This window comes from Citrobacter sp. NCU1, from assembly GCF_010231475.1.
In the GTDB taxonomy this organism is placed as follows: Bacteria; Pseudomonadota; Gammaproteobacteria; order Enterobacterales; family Enterobacteriaceae; genus Citrobacter_D.
Genome location: NZ_NRDO01000034.1, coordinates 181,815 through 203,042 on the forward strand (window position 1 = coordinate 181,815; position 21,228 = coordinate 203,042).

The window sequence follows — 21,228 nt, forward strand, 5'->3', positions numbered from 1 at the left end:
GCGACCGCGTTTAGTTCTCAACTTTGGCCAGACCTTTGCCGACCAGCTCATTAATGTCTGCTTCGCTATAACCGATATTTTTAAGAATAGCGGCGGTATCCATGCCGTGTGAAGGCATGCCTCGCCAGATTTTCCCAGGGTTGTTTTTGAATTTCGGCATCACGTTTGGCCCTTTACAGGTACGGCCGTCGATTGTTTGCCACTGTGTGATGGATTCACGGGCAACATATTGCGGGTTGCCTTCCAGTTCCGGGATTGTCAGTACTTTTGCACAGGCGATATTCAACTCGGCAAAACGTGCCTGTACCTCGGCGATGGTGTGCGTTGCCAGCCATGCATCCAGTTTTTCTTCCACTAAAGGTCCGTACGGACACTCGACGCGGTGAATCAGCTGAGTGCCTTCCGGGACTTCTGGCGTCCCCAGAATGTGCGCGAGGCCAATATCTTTAAAGCATTCGTTAATTTGGGTAATGCCGACCAGCTCCATGACGATATAGCCGTCCGCACATTTATAGAGTCCACACCCGGCGTAGTAGGGGTCTTTGCCTTTGGTCATTCGCGGGCAAATTTCGCCGCCGTTGAAGTGATCCATCATGAAGTACTGCCCCATGCGCAGCATGACTTCGTACATCGCGATATCAATACTTTCGCCTTTACCGGTTTCACGTACCCTGTGCAGTGCCGCCAGCGCCGAGGTGGTTGCGGTCATACCAGAAAAATAGTCCGCCGTGTAAGGGAAGGCTGGCATCGGTTGATCAACATCACCGTTTTGAATCAGATAGCCGCTGAATGCCTGGGCGATGGTGTTATACGCCGGGAGGTTGGTGTACTCCTCGGTGCCGTATTGGCCAAAACCGGAAAGATGGGCGATGACCAGCTTCGGGTTATGCTCCCAGAGCACTTCATCGGTGATCCCTCGGCGGGCAAATGCCGGGCCTTTACTGGCTTCGATGAAGATATCGGTGGTTTCCATGAGTTTAAGAAACGCTTCCCGGCCTTCATCTTTGAAAATGTTCAGGGAAAGCGCGTGCAGATTGCGACGCGAAAGTTGCGGATAGTTGGGCTGAACGCGGATCGTATCGGCCCAGGCCACGTTTTCAATCCAGATGACTTCAGCGCCCCACTCGGCAAACATTTGCCCGGCGAACGGTCCGGCGATTTCAATCCCGGAGAAGACAACCCTCAACCCGGTCAGTGGCCCAAAAGTGGGCATCGGTAAATGATTCATAATTTTTCTCCTGGCATTTATGGGTGTCCATGTAGGCCGGATAAGGCGCTCGCGCCGCCATCCGGCCTACAGGTTGTGCCGTTCTATCGGTACTGTTTCAGTACTGCACGACCCAGCGTCAGGATCTGCATTTCGTCAGAGCCGCCGGAAACGCGGTCAACGCGCAGGTCACGCCAGAAACGCGTGATACGGTGGTTGCCCGCAATCCCCACGCCACCCAACACCTGCATAGCACTGTCCACAACTTCAAACGCAGCGTTGGCGCAGAAGTACTTACACATTGCGGCATCACCGGAAGTAATGGTGCCGTTATCGCTCTTCCATGCTGCTTCCAACAGCATGTTTTTCATGGAGTTTAATTTAATCGCCATGTGAGCGAATTTTTCCTGAATCAACTGGAAGCGACCGATAGTTTCGCCAAACTGCACGCGCTGATTCGCATAGCGCGCAGCGTCTTCGAAGGCGCACATCGCGGTGCCGTAGTTGGTTAAGGCCACCAGGAAACGTTCGTGGTCGAACTCTTCTTTTACGCGGTTAAAGCCATTACCTTCACGACCGAACATGTCTTTCTCGTCCAGTTCGACGTCGTCAAAGTTGATTTCGCAGCAGCTGTCCATGCGCAGACCGAGCTTTTCAAGTTTGTTAACTTTAATGCCCGCTTTGCTCATATCGACACACCATTCGGTATAAACTGGTTTGTCCGGAGAGGCGGCGTCTCGTGCCATTACCACGACGTAAGGGGTATAGGCGCTACTGGTGATAAAGCACTTACTGCCGTTAAGATAAACCTTACCATTTTTGCGTGTATAAGTGGTTTTTAAACTACCAACATCAGATCCCGCTCCCGGTTCTGTGATAGCAGAGTTCCACATTTGCTTCCCGGTCCCCTGGAAAGCCATGATCTTATCGATCTGTTCCTGGGTACCTTCACGCAGGAAGGTGTTAAACCCGCCAGGAAGCTGGTACAGAACGTACGTTGGTGCGCCCAGGCGTCCCAGTTCCATCCAGACCGCCGCGACGGTGACAAAACCGGCTTCCAGTCCACCGTGTTCTTCCGGGATAAGCAGGCTATCAATGCCCATATCCGCCAGTGCTTTTACAAAACGTTCTGGATAGACGCTGTCGCGATCGCACTCGGCAAAATACGCTTCCCAGTTTTCACTGGCCATCAGTTCACGAATACCGGCGACAAACAGTTCTTGCTCGTCATTTAAATTAAAATCCATCTTCCAACCTCTTGATATATTGGGGTTAAAGTTACTTGTCTTTCCAGTGCACTTTGGCGTCTTTAATAAAGGACAGCGTCACCATGATATTGACGAAGAACAACGGACAGCCGCCGGCGATAATGGCGGTTTGAATCGGTTTCAGCCCACCAAGCGCCAGTAGCACAATACCGATCACGCCAACCAGCACTGACCAACCGATGCGAACCAGCAGTGGCGGTTCTTCGCCGTCGCGTACTTCGCGGCAGGTTGACATTGCCAGGGTGTAAGAACAGGCGTTAATCAGTGTTACGGTGGCGATAAAGCAGAGGATGAAGAATCCCCACATGGTGGCGGTACTGAGCGGCAGCGCGGCCCAGGTTTCGATGATGGCGCGAGCCACACCGTGTTGTTCGATCAACTGCGGAATGTTGACAATGTTTTTGTCCATCAGCAGCAGGGTGTTACTGCCGAGAACGGTCCACAGGATCCAGGTGGATGCGGTCAAACCAAGCACCATGCCGAAGCACAATTCACGTACGGTACGTCCACGGGAAATACGGGCGAGGAAGATACTCATCTGGATGGCATAAATAACCCACCATGCCCAGTAGAAGACTGTCCAGCCTTGCGGGAAGCCGCCTTTGCCGATGGCGTCGGTATAGAACAGCATACGTGGGAGATACATCAGCAACATGCCGACGGAATCAGTGAAGTAGTTCATGACGAAGCTGGCGCCGCAGACAATAAACACCCAGCCCAGCATCAGGAAGCTCAAATAGCTGCGAATATCACTGGCGATCTTCACCCCTTTTTGCAGGCCGCAGGCGACGCAAATCGCATTCAGGATGATCCAGCAGGTGATGATGATGGCGTCCAGTTGCAGCGTATGAGGGATGCCAAACAACCACTGCATACACTCGGTGACCAGCGGCGTCGCCAGCCCCAGACTGGTACCCATCGCAAAGATCAGCGCCACCAGATAGAAGTTATCGACGATGGTCCCGAATAAACCTTTTGCGTGTTTCTCTCCGACCAGCGGCACCAGCGTTGAGCTGGGACGAATCACATCCATCTTACGAACAAAGAAGAAGTAAGCGAATGCGACGGAGAGGAAGCTATAGGTTGCCCACGGTAACGGTCCCCAGTGGAACAGGCTGTATGCCAGACCCAGTTCTTTCGCACCCGTGGAATTAGGCGCAAGGGCAAACGGTGGTGTCGAGATGTAGTAGTAAATCTCAATCGAACCCCAGAACAAGACGGCGGCTGAGGTACAGGAGGCAAACATCATAAAAATCCAGCTGGGAGTGCTGAATTCAGGTGCTTCATCGCCTAATTTCTTTTTGGCGTAGGGGCCGAAAACCAACCAGCACCAACCAAAAAGCATGACGATCATGTACCATTCGAATGCCCAACCCCAGACATTTGTGACGTAACTAAATACGGCGTTAATAACGACATTTGCCGCATCCAGATCGCGAACGGTAAGCCAACATAGTATTCCAACAATTATTAATGGCGGAAAAAAAACCTTTGGTTCAATTCCAGACTTTTTCTTTTCATTTTTCATGAGTTAATTCCAGTGTCAAAACAGAATTTATTTTGTATTCCCGGATGTTATTTATTGTTTGTTTTTTGTAATAATAATTTAATGATTTATTAACCTCAGGAACGCGTTGGAAAGTACTTCATAATGGGTATTCGTTTCCCGGTGTGCCGTTACCAGCATCACAGTTTTATGTCGGGCATTTTTTGACGATAATTTGTTTATTTTTCATTTTAATTCAATGTGTTATGAGTAATTTTTTTACTTTCTTAACCCTCTGGCATTCAATATTGGTGATCAACAAAACAATATTGAAAGTTCTTCGTTTTGACGTCTGGTTTCAATATTAGTGAGGGGCTTAACCTTATTGAAGGTTGAAAATATCAGTGTGTGACATTTTCAATATTGGTGATTAATGTTCTATTTCAGAATTAAAGAGCGTGGTATCTGTATATTTAACACTGCCGATATGAACGACGTTTCCTTCATGATTTCTGGAGATGCAATGAAGATAATTACTTGCTACAAGTGCGTACCTGATGAACAGGATATTGTGATTAATAATGCTGATGGATCATTAGATCTCAGCAAAGCGGATGGCAAAATTAGCCAATATGATCTGAATGCGATCGAAGCCGCTGTTCAGTTAAAACAACAGACTGGCGAGGCGCAGGTGATTGCGCTGAGCGTGGGCGGCAAAGCGCTGACTAACGCAAAAGGGCGCAAAGACGTGCTCTCGCGTGGTCCTGATGAACTGATCGTGGTGATTGACGACCAGTTTGAACATGCATTACCGCAGCATACCGCAGCCGCACTGGCTGCAGCCGCGAAAAAATCCGGTTTTGACCTGATTATTTGTGGCGACGGTTCTTCAGACCTTTATGCACAGCAGGTGAGTCTGCTTGTGGGCGAAACGCTGCAGATCCCTGCTATTAATGGCGTCAGCAAGATCCTCTCGCTGGCGGATAACACCCTCACGGTGGAACGTGAGCTGGAAGATGAAATCGAAACCCTGAGCATTCCCCTTCCTGCGGTGGTGGCCGTTTCTACCGACATTAACTCTCCGCAGATTCCGTCCATGAAAGCCATTCTTGGCGCGGCCAAAAAACCGGTTCAAGTCTGGTCGTCAGCGGATATTGGATTCAATGCGGTTGAAGCGTATTCCGCTCAACAGGTTGCTGCGCCGAAACAGCGCGAACGTCAGCGCATCGTCATTGAAGGCGATGGTGAAGAACAGATCGCCGCGTTTGCCGATCATCTGCGCAAAATTATTCGTTAAAAGGGGATGTTATGAGCAAGTTTTCCAGTGTCTGGGTATTCAGCGATACCCCTTCTCGCCTGCCGGAACTGATGGGTGGCGCACAGGCTTTAGGTGAACAGATTAATGCGTTTGTGCTTAACGATACTGACGGCGTGACGGCGTTTCAGTCTGGTGCGAATCAGGTCTGGCAACTGAGCGGTAAGCCCGATGACCGCATGATGGAAGATTACGCCGACGTGATGGTGCAAACCATTCGTCAGCAAAGCGAGGCGGGAGTGGTACTGCTGCCTAATACCCGTCGCGGCAAACTGCTGGCGGCAAAGCTGGGGTTTCGTTTGTCGGCTGCCGTCTCTAACGACGCGAGTGCGGTAGAGCAAAAAGACGGTCATGCGGCCGTTAAGCACATGGTCTATGGCGGTCTGGCCATTGGTGAAGAGACGATCGCTTCGCCATTTGCCGTTATCACACTCAGCAGCGGGACGTTTGATGCAGCGGCTCAGGATAGCTCTCTGAGTGGGACTGCGCAGGTTGTACAGTGGCAGTCGCCTGAGATTGCGGTAACTCGCACCGCAACGCTGGCGCGTCAAAGCAACAGTGTTGATCTCGACAAAGCACGGCTGGTGGTCAGCGTTGGTCGCGGCATCGGCAGCAAAGAGAATATTTCTCTGGCGGTCGCGCTGTGCGAAGCCATTGGCGCGGAGCTGGCGTGCTCTCGCCCAGTGGCGGAAAACGAAAAGTGGATGGAGCACGAACGTTATGTCGGGATCTCCAACCTGATGCTTAAACCTGACCTGTACCTGGCGGTCGGGATTTCTGGGCAAATTCAGCACATGGTGGGAGCGAACGGCTCACAAACCATTTGTGCGATTAACAAAGATAAAAATGCCCCGATATTCCAATACGCTGATTACGGCATTGTCGGCGACGTCATGAAGATCCTGCCAGCGCTCACCAGCGCGTTAGCACGCTGATCCACCGGGCAGGGCCGGATCCCGGCCCTGCCATCGACAGGTTAATCTGGAGTTCTTATGTCCGAAGATATCTTTGATGCCATCATCGTGGGAGCAGGGCTGGCCGGTTCGGTTGCAGCGCTGGTGCTCGCCCGTGAAGGGGCACAGGTGTTAGTTATCGAGCGCGGCAATTCTGCAGGTGCGAAGAATGTCACCGGTGGGCGTATTTATGCCCATAGTCTTGAACGCATTCTCCCTGGGTTTGCTGAACAGGCCCCCGTCGAACGTGTGATTACCCACGAAAAACTCGCCTTTATGACGGATAAAGGGGCGATGACGGTGGATTATTTCAACGGTGAAGACGCCGCGCCTTCACAAGTTTCTTATTCCGTCCTGCGCAGTAAATTTGACGCCTGGCTGATGGAACAAGCGGAAGAAGCGGGCGCGCAATTGATCACTGGCATCCGCGTCGATAACGTCGTTAAGCGCGACGGGAAAGTGGTGGGTGTTGAGGCCGATGGCGATATTCTCGAAGCGAAGGTTGTGATCCTTGCTGACGGGGTGAATTCGCTGTTGGCGGAACAGTTGGGTATGGCAAAACGTGTTGAAGCAGAACATGTTGCGGTCGGGGTGAAGGAGCTTATCGAATTACCCAAATCGGTGATTGAAGATCGCTTCCAGTTGCAGGGCAACGAAGGGGCCGCCTGTTTGTTTGCCGGATCGCCAACCGATGGCCTGATGGGCGGCGGTTTCCTCTATACCAATGAAACCACCATTTCTCTGGGACTGGTGTGCGGGCTTCATCATCTGAAAGACGCCAAAAAATCGGTTCCACAAATGCTGGAAGACTTTAAACAACACCCGGCAGTCGCGCCGCTCATTGCTGGCGGCAAGATGGTCGAATACGCCGCGCACGTTGTTCCTGAAGCAGGAATGAACATGCAGCCTGAGCTGGTGGGTGATGGCGTGTTGATTGCCGGTGATGCCGCCGGAATGTGCATGAACCTGGGCTTTACCATTCGCGGTATGGATCTGGCGGTGTCGGCAGGTGAAGCCGCCGCGAAAACAGTACTTTCTGCCATGCGTAACAACGATTTCAGTAAGCAGGGCCTGGCGGAATACCATCAGCATCTGGACAACGGTCCGATGCGTGATATGCGAATGTACCAGCGTTTACCTGCGTTCCTCGACAATCCGCGCATGTTTACGCAATACCCCGAAATGGTGGTCGGCATTGCGCGCGATCTCTTCACCATTGATGGTAGTGCGCCAGTGCCGATGCGTAAAAAAATCCTTCGCCACGCTAAGAAAGTCGGCTTTATCAACCTGATGAAGGACGGCATTAAAGGAGTAACCGCATTATGACTTCTTCCGTCAACGTAGACGTCAAACTGGGCGTTAATAAATTCAATGTGGATGAAGAGAATCCACATATCATTCTGAAAACTGACCCCGATAAACAGGCGCTGGAAGTCCTGATTAAAGCCTGCCCTGCGGGACTGTATAAAAAACAGGATGACGGTAGCGTGCGTTTTGATTATGCAGGGTGCCTTGAATGTGGTACCTGCCGGATCCTCGGTTTGGGGACGGCGCTGGAAAAGTGGGAATACCCGCGCGGCACCTTTGGCGTGGAGTTTCGTTACGGCTAAACCCGATGCCGGATGACGCTGGCGCGCATCCGGCCTACTAAAATATGTAGATCTGTTGCCCGGATTAGACGTTTTGCGTCGCCATCCGGCAACGTTGCCGATGAAACAGGAAATCGCCATGCAGCAGCCAAGGAATTTTGACGACATCAAATTCTCATCCATTCACCGCCGCATCATGCTGTGGGGAAGCGGTGGACCCTTTCTGGATGGGTATGTGCTCGTCATCATTGGCGTGGCGCTGGAGCAATTGACGCCGACACTGGGCCTGAACGCCGAGTGGATCGGGATGCTCGGCGCCGCGACGCTGGCAGGGCTGTTTGTCGGTACTTCGCTGTTTGGCTATATTTGCGACAAGGTCGGACGCCGCAAAATGTTCCTTATCGATATCGTCGCCATTGGGGTGATATCGGTAGCGACGATGTTTGTTTCTACACCGTTTGAACTGCTCATCATGCGCGTGTTGATAGGGATTGTGATCGGTGCCGATTATCCTATTGCCACCTCGATGATCACTGAGTTTTCCAACACACGCCAGCGGGCGTTCTCCATCGGTTTTATTGCCGCCATGTGGTATGTGGGCGCGACCTGCGCCAACCTGGTTGGTTATTGCTTATACGAGGTTGAAGGCGGCTGGCGTTGGATGCTTGGCAGTGCGGCCATTCCCTGCCTGATAATTCTGATTGGCCGTTTTGATCTCCCGGAATCCCCACGTTGGCTGCTACGAAAAGGGCGGGTGGAAGAGTGCCAGCAGATGATGATCAAACTGTTTGGCGAACCGGTCTGTTTTGATGATGAACCGCCGAAGGAAACCCGCTTCCTGCAGTTGTTTAACCGCCGCCACTTTCCGTTTGTGCTCTTCGTTGCGGTCATCTGGACTTGTCAGGTGATCCCGATGTTTGCCATCTATACCTTTGGTCCACAGATCGTTGGCCTGCTCGGCTGGGAGCAGGGCCGGAGTGCGGCATTAGGTAATGTGGTGATCAGCCTCTTCTTTATGCTGGGCTGTGTTCCGGCTATGTTCTGGCTCAACAGCATTGGTCGTCGCCCGTTGCTTATCGGCAGCTTTGCGATGATGACGTTCGCCCTGGCGCTGCTTGGGTTTATCTCCAATTTAGGGATTGGTCTGGTGGTGGTGGCATTTGCGGTATATGCGTTTTTCTCCGGTGGACCGGGTATTTTGCAATGGCTTTACCCCAACGAACTGTTTCCCACTGACATTCGCGCTTCTGCGGTCGGTGTTATCATGTCGCTCAGCCGTATTGGGACGGTAGTCTCCACCTGGGCGTTACCGATTTTTATCACCCGCTACGGAATTAATAACGTAATGCTGATTGGAGCATTGATCTCGCTGATAGGTCTGGTTGTCTCCGTCATCTTTGCCCCGGAAACGCGTGGCCTGACGCTGATGCAGGCAGGGAATATGAAAATACGCGGTAAGCCATAGGTTGCCGGAACCTCTTGTTCAGAATTCTCATCCTGACCGCTCAAGAATATTGACTATAAGCCTGGTGAATAACTGACTACACTCTGTGGTAAAAGAGTGTCGCAAAATAACAGGCTAATCATGATTCTTATCATTTACGCGCATCCCTATCCGCACCATTCGCATGCGAATAAGCGGATGCTCGAACAGGCAAGGACGCTGGACGGGGTAGAAATTCGCTCTCTTTACCAACTCTATCCTGACTTCAATATCGATATCGCTGCAGAGCAGGAAGCGTTATCCCGCGCAGATCTGGTTATCTGGCAACATCCGATGCAGTGGTATAGCGTTCCCCCCTTATTAAAACTCTGGATGGATAAAGTCCTTTCTCACGGTTGGGCTTATGGGCACGGAGGAACCGCGCTTCGCGATAAACACCTGATGTGGGCCGTTACCACGGGCGGCGGCGAAAGCCACTTTGATATTGGCTCACACCCGGGTTTTGACGTGCTTTCTCAGCCTTTGCAGGCCACGGCAATTTACTGCGGGCTGACCTGGCTGCCGCCGTTTGCTATGCATTGCACCTTTATTTGCGATGACGAAACGCTACAGGCGCAGGCGCGTCACTATAAGCAGCGGTTGATGGAATGGCAGGAGGCGCACAATGGATAGCCACACGCTAATACAGGCGCTAATTTACCTGGGTTCCGCGGCGTTGATTGTGCCGATTGCCGTGCGGCTTGGCTTAGGATCGGTACTGGGGTATCTCATCGCCGGATGCATTATCGGCCCGTGGGGATTACGCCTGGTGACCGACGCCGAATCTATCCTGCATTTTGCTGAGATTGGCGTAGTGCTGATGCTGTTTGTTATCGGTCTTGAGCTGGATCCGCAGCGTTTGTGGAAACTGCGCGCATCGGTATTTGGTGGCGGCGCGTTGCAGATGGTGGTCTGTGGCGGCCTGATTGGGCTGTTCTGTATGTTTCTCGGTCTGCGCTGGCAGGTCGCCGAACTGATTGGCATGACGCTGGCGCTCTCTTCAACGGCCATCGCCATGCAGGCGATGAACGAACGTAATTTGACGGTTTCGCAAATGGGGCGTAGCGCCTTTGCGGTGTTGCTGTTCCAGGATATCGCGGCGATCCCACTGGTCGCGATGATCCCCTTGCTGGCGGCCAGCGGTGCTGCCACGACCCTGGGGGCGTTTGCGCTTTCTGCATTAAAAGTCGCGGGTGCCCTGGTGCTGGTGGTGTTGCTGGGGCGCTATGTTACGCGTCCGGCACTGCGTTTTGTGGCTCGCTCAGGTCTGCGGGAGGTCTTCAGCGCCGTGGCGCTGTTCCTTGTTTTCGGCTTTGGTTTATTGCTGGAAGAGGTGGGACTCTCAATGGCGATGGGCGCGTTTCTGGCGGGTGTGCTGCTGGCGAGCTCAGAATACCGACACGCGCTGGAAAGTGATATTGAGCCGTTTAAAGGGCTATTGCTGGGGCTGTTTTTCATTGGCGTCGGCATGTCGATTGATTTTGGCACGCTGATTGATAACCCGCTGCGTATCGTCATTTTGCTGGTGGGTTTCCTGGTTATTAAAATGGGCATGCTGTGGCTGATTGCCAGACCGTTGCAGGTTCCGAACAAACAACGTCGCTGGTTTGCCGTATTATTAGGGCAGGGGAGTGAATTTGCGTTTGTGGTGTTTGGCGCCGCGCAGATGGCGAATGTGCTGGATCCTGAATGGGCGAAAGCGCTGACGCTGGCGGTTGCTCTCTCTATGGCGGCGACGCCGATTTTGCTGGTGCTTCTGACCCGGATGGAAAAATCTGCGGCCGATGAAGAACGTGAAGCTGATGAAATTGATGAAGAACAACCGCGCGTGATCATCGCCGGGTTTGGTCGCTTTGGTCAAATAACCGGCCGTTTGTTGTTGTCGAGCGGTGTGAAAATGGTCGTTCTCGATCACGACCCTGACCATATTGAGACGCTGCGTAAATTTGGTATGAAGGTGTTTTACGGCGATGCGACGCGTATGGATTTGCTGGAATCTGCGGGGGCGGCAAAAGCCGAAGTGTTAATTAATGCCATTGACGATCCGCAAACCAGTCTTGAGCTGACTGAAATGGTGAAGACCCATTTCCCCGGTCTGCAAATTATTGCCCGAGCCCGTGATGTCGATCACTACATTCGTTTACGGCAGGCCGGGGTGGAGATGCCTGAACGTGAAACCTTTGAAGGCGCGTTAAAGACCGGGCGTCTGGCGCTGGAAAGTTTAGGGCTAGGCCGTTATGAAGCGCGTGAACGCGCGGATCTGTTCCGTCGTTTCAATACGCAAATGGTCGAAGAGATGGCAATGGGGGAAAATGACGCGACTGCCCGCGCGGCCGTGTACAAACGCACCAGCGCGATGCTGAGTGAAATCATCACCGAAGATCGCGAACATTTGTCCTTAATTCAACGCCATGGCTGGCAAGGCACGGATGAAGGTAAACATACGGGCGACGTTACCGATGAGCCGGAAGTGAAACCGTCAGTATAAGGTAAGAAATGTGATGTACTGCAAACTTTACTGCTAATTGATGGTTTTTGAACTATTGTAAGGCTGGCATTCCACTTTAAATGAGTGGGGTCGCCAGCAGAACGAAAAATTTTCGTGCTCATCTTCTTTCCGCCAGTCGACGAAAGATTGCGCTTTCCGTATAGTGGCGACAATTTTTTTGCATCCGGGAATTATTCAATGATCAGTCTGATTGCGGCGTTAGCGGTAGATCGCGTTATTGGCATGGAAAACGCCATGCCGTGGAACCTGCCTGCCGATCTCGCCTGGTTTAAACGTAACACGTTAAACAAGCCTGTCATTATGGGACGTCACACCTGGGAATCCATCGGTCGACCGTTGCCAGGACGTAAGAATATCGTTATCAGCAGCCAGCCTGGTACCGATGATCGTGTGCAGTGGGTGACCTCTGTTGACGACGCGGTGGCAGCCTGTGGTGATGCGCCAGAGATTATGGTGATTGGCGGTGGCCGCGTTTACGAGCAGTTCCTGCCGAAAGCGCAGAAGCTGTATCTGACGCATATTGATGCCGAAGTTGAAGGGGACACGCATTTCCCGGACTACGAGCCTGATGACTGGGAATCGGTATTCAGTGAGTTTCACGACGCCGATGAGCAGAACTCGCACAGCTACTGCTTTGAGGTTCTGGAACGCCGGTAAGACGGATAAGCGACCCGCTATCAGAATATCAGGTACATCGTGCGGATGATGACGCGGCAGCGTCGTCATCCGGCCTGTATTCCTGTCGCGCGATTACGACGCGACTGCCTCGTGTTCACCACGGTTTCGGTGGCGGTTTGACGGCTGCACAAAATATTTTTTATCTTCCCAACGCAGGCAGGTTAGGTCTCCGCCCCAGCAGCAACCCGTATCCAGCCCGTAGATTCCCTCTGGCGTTCCTCTTCCTTCCAGTGAGGCCCAGTGTCCGAACGCAATGCTGTACGCTTCGCTAACCGGTCCCGGAATGGCAAACCAGGGTTTCAGCGGTGCCGGCGCGTTTTCTGGTGACTCTTTGCTGTACATGTCCAGTTGGCCATTCGGAAAACAGTAGCGCATGCGGGTAAATGCGTTGGTGATAAAACGCAGTCGCGCCAGCCCCGTTAATTCGGGTGTCCAGTTGTTTGGCATATCGCCGTACATCGAGTCCAGAAAGAAAGGGTAAGAGTCGCTGGATAACACCGCTTCGACATCGCGCGCGCACTCTTTGGCTGTTTTTAGATCCCACTGCGGCGTAATGCCCGCGTGGGCCATGACCAGTTTCTTCTCTTCATCAACCTGTAAGAGCGGCTGACGGCGCAACCAATTGAGCAGTTCGTCTGCATCTGGCGCTTCGAGAAGCGGAGTAAGCCGGTCTTTGGGTTTATTGCGACTGATGCCAGCAAATACGGCCAGTAAATGAAGGTCGTGATTGCCCAGTACTAAGCGAACGCTGTCACCCAGTGATTTAACGTAGCGCAGTACATCCAGAGAACCTGGACCACGGGCGACCAGATCGCCCGTCAACCATAAGGTGTCATTCCCTGGGGTAAATTCTACTTGTTCTAACAATGCGACCAGTTCGTCGTAGCAACCGTGAACGTCGCCGATGAGGTATGTTGCCATCGCTCTAGTTTTAATGAATGAGTGTAGGAACAGCGAGTCGGAATACGGGGATATCGATCGTAAAGGCCACGCCATTTTCGTCGATCATTTCGTAATGACCCTGCATGGTGCCCAGCGGCGTTTCAATAACGGCACCGCTGGTATACTGATATTCTTCACCAGGCGCGATGTGCGGCTGTACGCCAACCACACCCTCACCCTGTACTTCAGTTTCACGGCCATGACCATTGGTAATCAGCCAGTAGCGACCTAACAGCTGTACTGGCGCTCGCCCCAAATTGCGGATGGTAACGGTATACGCAAAGACGTAACGTTCATCATCAGGTGTGGACTGCGCCTCAATATAGACGCTTTGTACCTGAATACACACTCGGGGCGAATTGATCATGCTTAACTCTCCTTCGACGGCGGGTTCTCTGACAGATAGTTCGCCATCTTGCAGTATTGCGCGACAGAAATATTTTCTGCCCGCATTGCCGGATCAACGCCCAGTTCGATCAGCAACTCAACGCTAAACACATTACCGAGGCTGTTACGAATCGTTTTGCGACGCTGGTTAAAGGCTTCGGTAGTAATACGGCTCAGTACGCGGACATCTTTGACCGGATGCGGCATCGTAGTATGCGGTACCAGACGTACGACGGCAGAATCCACTTTAGGTGGCGGCGTGAAGGCCGATGGCGGCACTTCAAGAACCGGGATCACCTGACAGTAATACTGCGCCATGACGGTTAATCGACCATACGCTTTACTGTTGGGTCCTGCAACCAGACGGTTCACAACCTCTTTTTGCAGCATAAAGTGCATGTCAGCAATGGCATCAGTATAGCTAAAGAGATGGAACATCAACGGTGTGGAGATGTTGTAGGGCAAGTTGCCAAACACACGCAGCGGCTGTCCCATTTTTTCGGAAAGCTCGCCAAAATTCATGGTCATGGCATCTTGCTGATAAATCGTCAGCTTTGGCCCCAGGAACGGGTGTGTTTGCAAACGTGCAGCCAGATCGCGGTCAAGTTCGATAACCGTGAGTTGATCCAGGCGTTCGCCTACCGGCTCCGTCAGCGCTGCCAGTCCAGGACCGATTTCGACCATGGCCTGACCCTTCTGCGGGTTGATAGCAGAGACGATACTGTCGATCACAAATTGATCGTTGAGAAAGTTTTGCCCGAAGCGTTTACGGGCTAAGTGGCCCTGATGGACTCGATTATTCATTGAGTATTAACAATCATTTTGATGGCGAGATTAAGCGCCGTAATAAAACTGCCGACGTCTGCTTGCCCACGACCCGCGAGTTCAAGCGCGGTGCCGTGATCAACAGATGTGCGAATAAAGGGTAGGCCCAACGTGATATTCACGCCACGCCCAAAGCCCTGGTATTTTAGCACGGGAAGCCCCTGATCGTGGTACATTGCCAGCACCGCATCGGCATTTTCGAGGTATTTAGGCTGAAAGAGCGTATCGGCAGGCAGTGGACCGCTTAAATGCATGCCCTGCGCGCGCAACGTATCCAGCACCGGAATGATTGTGTCGACCTCTTCCGTACCCATGTGACCGCCCTCTCCAGCATGCGGATTCAGCCCACACACCAGAATATGCGGATCGGCCAGGCCAAATTTCAGGCGCAGGTCGTGATGCAAAATGCCGATCACCTCTCGCAACAGGGCGGGCGTAATGGCATCAGCAACGGCTCTGAGCGGCAAATGCGTGGTGACCAACGCAACACGAAGTTCTTCGGTTGCCAGCATCATGACCACTTTCTTCGCCTGTGAGCGCTCTTCTAAAAACTCAGTGTGTCCGGTAAATGGCACGCCAGCATCATTAATGATGCCTTTGTGAACCGGGCCGGTAATCAGTGCCGCAAATTCGCCCTGCAGACAGCCATCGCAGGCGCGAGCCAGCGTATCTACCACATACTGCCCATTTTCAACTGCCAATTGACCCGCAGAGACAGATGCGCGCAGCGCGACAGGCAAGATGGTCAGCGTGCCGGCTGATTGAGGTCTGGCCGGAGAGTGGGGAGAATAAGGGCGTAGTGTGAGCGGTAAACCGAGCATGGCTGCCCGGTCTGTTAATAGTGTGGCATCAGCACAGACGACAAGTTCTACCGGCCACTCACGCTGTGCAAGCTGGACAACCAGGTCCGGACCAATCCCGGCGGGTTCGCCGGGAGTGATGACAACACGTTGAGCCCTTGTCATTAATTGCTCAGAATTTTAACGTATGCGCTGGCGCGCTGTTCCTGCATCCAGGTCGCTGCTTCTTCCGAGAATTTACGGTTCATCAGCATGCGATAGGCTCTGTCTTTCTGGGCCGCGTCGGTTTTATCGACGTTACGCGTGTCCAACAGTTCGATCAAATGCCAGCCAAAGGAAGAGTGCACTGGAGCGCTCATCTGGCCTTTATTCAGTTGGGTCAGTGCGTCGCGGAAGGCAGGGTCGAAAATGTCAGCCGCAGCCCAGCCTAAATCGCCACCCTGGTTGGCAGAACCCGGATCCTGAGAGAACTCTTTCGCTGCGGCGGCAAACGTGGTTTTGCCACTCTTGATGTTCGCAGCGATCTCTTCCAGTTTCAGGCGTGCCTGCTGATCGGTCATGATCGGCGACGGTTTCAGCAGAATATGACGGGCATGAACTTCAGTCACCGAAATGTTCTGGCTTTGACCACGCATGTCGTTCACTTTCAGAATATGGAAACCGACACCTGAACGAATCGGGCCGACGATATCGCCTTTTTTCGCTGTGCTCAGTGCCTGAGCGAAGATACCCGGCAGTTCCTGAATGCGGCCCCAGCCCATCTGGCCGCCATTCAGCGCCTGTTGGTCAGCAGAATGAGCGATGGCCAGTTTGCCGAAATCAGCGCCGCTTTGCGCTTGCTCAACGACAGAACGCGCCTGGCTTTCGGCTTCGTTCACCTGGTCGGATGTTGGGTTTTCCGGCAGCGGAATCAGAATGTGGCTCAGGTTAAGCTCGGTGCTGGCATCGTTTTGTTTACCCACCTGCTGGGCCAGCGCATCCACTTCCTGCGGTAAAATTGTCACACGACGGCGTACTTCGTTGTTACGCACTTCAGTGATGATCATCTCTTTGCGGATCTGACTACGGTAGGTCGAGTAGCTCAGACCGTCGTAAGCCAGACGGCTACGCATCTGGTCCGTCGTCATGTTGTTCTGTTTGGCAATGTTGGCGATGGCTTGATCCAACTGCTCGTCAGAGATTTTGATGCCCATTTTCTGGCCCATCTGCAGCAGGATCTGATCCATGATCAAACGTTCAAGGATCTGATGGCGCAGCGTAGCGTCATCCGGAAGCTGTTGACCCGCCTGACCCGCGTTGAGTTTTACTGACTGCATTAAACCATCGACGTCACTTTCAAGTACGACGCCGTTATTGACGACGGCTGCAACTTTATCGACTACCTGTGGGGCAGCGAAACTGGTATTCGCGATCATGGCGATACCGAGAAGCAGCGTTTTCCAGTTCTTCATACTTTTTCCATTTCAATTAACCGCAATGCGGATTACGTGGTAAATCAATCAGATCACAAAGAGTTCTGGTACGGCAGAATGTTCGAGCGCAGCATCTCTTGCGTGCCAAGACCATAATTGGAACTCAGGCCACGCAGCTCGATGTTAAAGCCGATCACGTTGTCATAGACAGACTCTTGTTTGTCACTATCCCAACCGTTCAGCTTACGTTCGTACCCGAAGCGCAGCGCATAACAGCAGGAGTTATACTGTAGAGCGAGCATCTGGTCGGCAGCTTTATTCACATTGGTGTCATAGTAGTAGGCACCAACAATGGACCACCGGTCAGCAATCGGCCAGCTTGCTACCATACCGACCTGATTAATCCCGTCTTGATACTGCGGGGCGTTCCAGTGAGTATCGTCACTATTTCTGGGCAATGTTGCCTGAATATATTCCGGGCTGGCATATCGGTAGTTTAGCTGTACCAGGCGATTTTCATCCCGACGGTATTCAATGCTGCTGCTGCTGGTGGCGACGCTGTCCAGACGCGTGTCATATTGCACCCCACTGCGTAAACCCCAACGTTCGGAAATACGCCAGTAGGTGTCGCCCGCCCAGACCAGTGAGCCCGTTTCGTCATCATTCTCCCATTTGATGTTGTCATCGCCAGTGCGAGACTCCGTGAAATAGTAGATTTGACCCACTGAAACGTTAAAACGTTCAACGGCGGCGTTATCATATACACGAGATGTGACGCCGGTCGTGACCTGGTTTGCAGAAGCTATGCGGTCCAGACCGCCATAAGTTCGGTCGCGGAACAGACCAGAATAGTCAGACTGCAGTAAAGATGAATCGTAGTTGTAGATACCGCTCTGGTCACGGAATGGCACATACAGATACTGCGCACGAGGCTCCAGCGTCTGGGTGTAGCCAGGGGCGAAGGTGGCCATGTCGCGTTCAAAAATCATCTTACCGTCGACTTTGAACTGCGGCATCACGCGGTCAGCAGACTCATCCAGCTTATTCAAGTTCTTTGGATTGTTATTGTACGAATCCAGATTGGTCTGCTGGTAGTGGGTTGCCATCAACTTGGCTTCCGTATTGATACTGCCCCACTGATTCGACAACGGTAAATTGATGGTCGGTTCCAGATGCAGACGGGTCGCTTCCGGCTGATCGTCTTTGGTGTTCACAAAATGCACCGCCTGACCATAGATACGCATATCAAAAGGACCGACGTCATTCTGATAGAGGTTAACGTCTAACTGGGGTTCTGCCGAGTAACTACTGGTGTTCTGATCGCTAAAGACCTGGAATTGTTTGGTCGACACGGTGGCGTCAAAGTTTTCTACCGCATAGCCAACGCTAAATTTCTGCGTCGCGTAGCCGTCAGTACTGGAACCGTACTTGTTATCAAAGTCATTGAAATATTGTGAGTCGCTGACTTTGGTGTAGTCGACGTTGAAACGCCACACCTGGTCCATGACGCCTGCGTGTTGCCAGTAGAACAACCAGCGGCGCGAGTTGTCATCGTCAGGATGTTCGTCACTGTAGACATCATCGGAGTTCAGGTAGTCAAACTCCATCAAACCGGCGCCCGCATGGGTGAGGTAGCGGAATTCGTTCTCCCACATAATGCCGCCACGGCGGTGCATGTAGTGTGGCGTGATTGTGGCGTCCATATTGGGCGCGATGTTCCAGTAATACGGCAGATAAAACTCAAAATAGTTATTACTGCTGTACTGCGCATTCGGGATCAGGAAGCCTGAGCGGCGTTTGTCGCCTACCGGCAACTGCAAATACGGGCTATAGAAGACCGGAACAGGACCGACTTTAAAACGGGCATTCCAGATTTCCGCCACCTGCTCTTCGCGGTCATGGATAACTTCACTGCCTACCACGCTCCAGGTATCCGCGCCGGGTAAGCAGGAGGTGAAGCTGCCGTTTTCAAGGATGGTATATCGGTTTTCGCCACGCTGTTTCATCAGATCCGCTTTACCGCGCCCCTGACGACCGACCATCTGATAGTCGCCTTCCCAAACGTTTGTATCTTTGGTATTCAGGTTCGACCAGCCTTTCGGCCCCTTCAGGATGACCTGGTTGTCATCATAATGGACGTTACCCAGCGCATCGACAGTACGAACAGGCTCGGGGAGTCCTTGCGCTTCTTTCTGATGGAGTTGCACCTCATCAGCCAGAAGACGGCTATTGCCCTGAGCAATATCCACATTACCGGTAAACACAGCATCATCAGGGTAGTTCCCTTTGGCGTGATCGGCAGTAATGGTCACGGGTAACTCGTTCGTCTCGCCCTGCACCAGTGGACGGTTATAGCTCGGCACGCCCAGCAAACACTGTGAGGCGAGATCGGCTGCGGCGCCCTGCTGGCTATAAAGGGCGCTGGCAATCATGGTGGCCAGAAGAGTGGGAATACGTTTTTTCATACGTTGTATTTATTGTTCCATCATCGGTAGCGTTGCGCGTGACAAACGGTCAGAGACTAACGTACTCATCTTCACTGCGCTAGTGTTAATCCTGTCCGTTTTATGCCCGCCGTCTTTCTGGCTGCATCTTCTCGGGCAGTACGTTACTGCCTTGTTGCAACTCGAAATCCAACGGATATAGCGTCTGTGGTGTTAGGCACGGCATTGAATGACAGGTATGATAATGCAAATTATAGGCTATGTCCCACAATTGACCGTAGCGTTCATTACCGAAAAAGCACCTTATATTGTGGGACATAGCCTCACTGACCGCGTAACGATTTGGGGAGTCTATGCAATACTGGGGAAAAATAATTGGTGTCGCCGTGGCTCTAATGATGGGCGGAGGCTTCTGGGGCGTGGTTTTAGGCCTGCTGGTCGGGCATATGTTCGACAAAGCCCGCAGCCGTAAAATGGCGTGGTTTGCGAACCAACGTGAGCGTCAGGCGCTGTTTTTTGCCACGACGTTTGAAGTCATGGGACACTTAACCAAATCGAAAGGGCGCGTCACCGAAGCCGATATTCATATCGCCAGTCAGTTGATGGATCGGATGAATCTGCACGGTGAATCACGTACGGCGGCGCAACATGCCTTCCGCGTCGGAAAATCAGACAATTACCCATTACGTGAAAAAATGCGTCAGTTTCGTAGCGTCTGTTTTGGGCGATTCGATCTGATTCGCATGTTTCTGGAGATTCAGATTCAGGCGGCGTTTGCCGATGGCACTTTGCATCCGAACGAGCGGGAAGTGTTGTATGTCATCGCCGAAGAGTTAGGGATTTCCCGCACGCAGTTTGACCAGTTTCTGCGCATGATGCAGGGCGGGGCGCAGTTTGGCGGCGGATATCAGCAGCAATCTGGTGGCGGATGGCAACAGGCGCAGCGAGGGCCGACGCTTGAAGATGCCTGTAATGTGCTCGGGGTGAAACCTGGCGACGATGCGACGACGATCAAACGAGCCTATCGTAAGCTGATGAGCGAGCATCATCCTGACAAACTGGTGGCGAAAGGTCTGCCGCCGGAGATGATGGAGATGGCGAAGCAAAAAGCCCAGGAAATTCAAAAGGCGTATGAGTTGATCAAAGAGCAGAAAGGCTTTAAGTGATTGTTTTGCCGGATGGCGACGCCACGCGTTTTATCCGGCCTACGTTCATGAACTCTGTAGGCCGGATAAGCGTAGCGTTATCAGACGGTTATGCTAAAAATCTGCCGGGGCTTTAAAGGTCATGCTGTTGCCGTACGCGGGATGCGTAATGGTGAGCATTTCGGCGTGCAGCAATAAACGCGGTGCCATCGCCAACGCTTCCGGAGACGCATAAAACCGGTCGCCTAAAATAGGATGTCCAAGCGCCAGCATGTGTACGCGTAGCTGATGAGAACGTCCGGTAATCGGTTTGAGTACGACCCGGGCGGTATTATCCGCCGCGTAATCCACCACTTCATACCCGGTTTGCGCCGTTTTTCCCGTCTCATAACACACTTTTTGTTTTGGCCGGTTCGGCCAGTCACAAATCAGGGGCAAATCGACCACCCCCTCGCCAGGGGCGGGATGGCCCCAGACACGCGCAACATACTGCTTTTTAGGCTCGCGCTCGCGAAACTGGCGTTTGAGTTCACGTTCAGCCGCTTTTGTGAGCGCCACTACAATCACGCCGCTGGTCGCCATATCAAGACGATGCACTGACTCTGCCTGCGGGTAGTCGCGTTGGATACGCGTCATTACGCTGTCTTTGTGCTCTTCCTGACGTCCCGGCACAGACAACAAGCCGCTCGGCTTGTTGACCACCATAATGTGCTCATCCTGATACAGGATAACCAGCCAGGGATCCTTCGGCGGATTGTAGTTTTCCATTCCCATTTTCAGCTCCG

At 52.5% G+C, this 21,228-nt stretch carries 19 protein-coding genes; 9 read left to right on the forward strand and 10 right to left on the reverse strand.

What is annotated here, in order from left to right; all coding sequences use genetic code 11:
• Window positions 1-10 precede the first annotated feature (10 nt).
• The 3 genes from caiB to caiT all read right to left on the reverse strand — a co-directional run bounded on the left by caiB (window position 11) and on the right by caiT (window position 4,003).
• The gene (gene caiB / locus CJP72_RS10800; RefSeq protein ID WP_162380914.1) at window positions 11-1,228 is read right to left on the reverse strand and encodes an L-carnitine CoA-transferase; all 1,218 of its coding nucleotides are present in this window, start codon (window positions 1,226-1,228) and stop codon (window positions 11-13) included.
• 83 nt (window positions 1,229-1,311) lie between these two features.
• Window positions 1,312-2,454 (reverse strand): crotonobetainyl-CoA dehydrogenase, encoded by a 1,143-nt coding sequence (gene caiA / locus CJP72_RS10805; RefSeq protein ID WP_162380916.1) that lies wholly within the window; start codon window positions 2,452-2,454, stop codon window positions 1,312-1,314.
• 31 nt (window positions 2,455-2,485) lie between these two features.
• Window positions 2,486-4,003, reverse strand: a complete 1,518-nt coding sequence (gene caiT / locus CJP72_RS10810) for an L-carnitine/gamma-butyrobetaine antiporter (protein WP_162380918.1) — start codon at window positions 4,001-4,003, stop codon at window positions 2,486-2,488.
• 481 nt (window positions 4,004-4,484) lie between these two features.
• On the opposite strand from caiT, the gene CJP72_RS10815 reads away from it, so the two are divergent.
• From CJP72_RS10815 to folA, 8 genes are all read left to right on the forward strand, one after another.
• Window positions 4,485-5,258, forward strand: coding sequence for an electron transfer flavoprotein FixA (locus CJP72_RS10815; protein WP_162380920.1), 774 nt, complete (start codon window positions 4,485-4,487; stop codon window positions 5,256-5,258).
• 11 nt (window positions 5,259-5,269) lie between these two features.
• Window positions 5,270-6,211: an electron transfer flavoprotein subunit alpha/FixB family protein gene (locus CJP72_RS10820; protein WP_162380922.1), complete on the forward strand. Its 942-nt coding sequence runs from the start codon at window positions 5,270-5,272 to the stop codon at window positions 6,209-6,211.
• A 57-nt stretch (window positions 6,212-6,268) separates the two neighbouring features.
• Window positions 6,269-7,555: an FAD-dependent oxidoreductase gene (locus CJP72_RS10825; RefSeq protein ID WP_162380923.1), complete on the forward strand. Its 1,287-nt coding sequence runs from the start codon at window positions 6,269-6,271 to the stop codon at window positions 7,553-7,555.
• Window positions 7,552-7,839 carry a ferredoxin-like protein FixX gene (gene fixX, locus CJP72_RS10830; RefSeq protein WP_162380925.1) on the forward strand — a complete coding sequence of 96 codons (288 nt, stop codon included), beginning with the start codon at window positions 7,552-7,554 and terminating at the stop codon, window positions 7,837-7,839. Before CJP72_RS10825 ends, fixX begins: the two co-directional genes overlap by 4 nt.
• A gap of 118 nt (window positions 7,840-7,957) precedes the next feature.
• Entirely contained in the window at window positions 7,958-9,283 is a 1,326-nt protein-coding gene (locus tag CJP72_RS10835) for an MFS transporter (RefSeq protein ID WP_162380927.1), read from the forward strand.
• Between the two features lie 120 nt (window positions 9,284-9,403).
• Window positions 9,404-9,934, forward strand: coding sequence for a glutathione-regulated potassium-efflux system oxidoreductase KefF (gene kefF, locus CJP72_RS10840; protein ID WP_162380929.1), 531 nt, complete (start codon window positions 9,404-9,406; stop codon window positions 9,932-9,934).
• Window positions 9,927-11,789, forward strand: coding sequence for a glutathione-regulated potassium-efflux system protein KefC (gene kefC / locus CJP72_RS10845; protein WP_162380931.1), 1,863 nt, complete (start codon window positions 9,927-9,929; stop codon window positions 11,787-11,789). Before kefF ends, kefC begins: the two co-directional genes overlap by 8 nt.
• A gap of 198 nt (window positions 11,790-11,987) precedes the next feature.
• A complete protein-coding gene (gene folA / locus CJP72_RS10850; protein ID WP_162380932.1) occupies window positions 11,988-12,467 on the forward strand; it encodes a type 3 dihydrofolate reductase in 480 nt (159 codons plus the stop codon).
• Between the two features lie 93 nt (window positions 12,468-12,560).
• On the opposite strand, the gene apaH is transcribed toward folA, so the two are convergent.
• Genes apaH through lptD form a run of 6 tightly spaced genes read right to left on the reverse strand, consistent with a single transcriptional unit; the run spans window position 12,561 to window position 19,319 of the window.
• Window positions 12,561-13,409 carry a bis(5'-nucleosyl)-tetraphosphatase (symmetrical) ApaH gene (gene apaH, locus CJP72_RS10855; RefSeq protein ID WP_162380934.1) on the reverse strand — a complete coding sequence of 283 codons (849 nt, stop codon included), beginning with the start codon at window positions 13,407-13,409 and terminating at the stop codon, window positions 12,561-12,563.
• Window positions 13,410-13,419: 10 nt separating this feature from the next.
• Window positions 13,420-13,797, reverse strand: a complete 378-nt coding sequence (apaG, locus tag CJP72_RS10860; protein WP_162380936.1) for a Co2+/Mg2+ efflux protein ApaG — start codon at window positions 13,795-13,797, stop codon at window positions 13,420-13,422.
• Window positions 13,798-13,799: 2 nt separating this feature from the next.
• Complete coding sequence (gene rsmA / locus CJP72_RS10865) at window positions 13,800-14,621, reverse strand: 16S rRNA (adenine(1518)-N(6)/adenine(1519)-N(6))-dimethyltransferase RsmA (protein WP_162380938.1); 822 nt, start codon at window positions 14,619-14,621, stop codon at window positions 13,800-13,802.
• Window positions 14,618-15,607 carry a 4-hydroxythreonine-4-phosphate dehydrogenase PdxA gene (gene pdxA / locus CJP72_RS10870; RefSeq protein WP_162380940.1) on the reverse strand — a complete coding sequence of 330 codons (990 nt, stop codon included), beginning with the start codon at window positions 15,605-15,607 and terminating at the stop codon, window positions 14,618-14,620. The genes rsmA and pdxA overlap by 4 nt, the downstream gene beginning before the upstream one ends.
• Entirely contained in the window at window positions 15,607-16,893 is a 1,287-nt protein-coding gene (gene surA / locus CJP72_RS10875; RefSeq protein ID WP_162380942.1) for a peptidylprolyl isomerase SurA, read from the reverse strand. The genes pdxA and surA overlap by 1 nt, the downstream gene beginning before the upstream one ends.
• 53 nt (window positions 16,894-16,946) lie before the next feature.
• Window positions 16,947-19,319 carry an LPS assembly protein LptD gene (gene lptD, locus CJP72_RS10880; RefSeq protein ID WP_162380944.1) on the reverse strand — a complete coding sequence of 791 codons (2,373 nt, stop codon included), beginning with the start codon at window positions 19,317-19,319 and terminating at the stop codon, window positions 16,947-16,949.
• A gap of 332 nt (window positions 19,320-19,651) precedes the next feature.
• Between lptD and djlA the strand changes: the two genes are divergently transcribed.
• Window positions 19,652-20,464 carry a co-chaperone DjlA gene (gene djlA, locus CJP72_RS10885; RefSeq protein ID WP_162380946.1) on the forward strand — a complete coding sequence of 271 codons (813 nt, stop codon included), beginning with the start codon at window positions 19,652-19,654 and terminating at the stop codon, window positions 20,462-20,464.
• A 93-nt stretch (window positions 20,465-20,557) separates the two neighbouring features.
• Here the strand turns inward: djlA and rluA are convergent, their stop codons facing one another.
• Window positions 20,558-21,217 (reverse strand): bifunctional tRNA pseudouridine(32) synthase/23S rRNA pseudouridine(746) synthase RluA, encoded by a 660-nt coding sequence (rluA, locus tag CJP72_RS10890; protein ID WP_162380948.1) that lies wholly within the window; start codon window positions 21,215-21,217, stop codon window positions 20,558-20,560.
• Window positions 21,218-21,228: the final 11 nt, after the last annotated feature.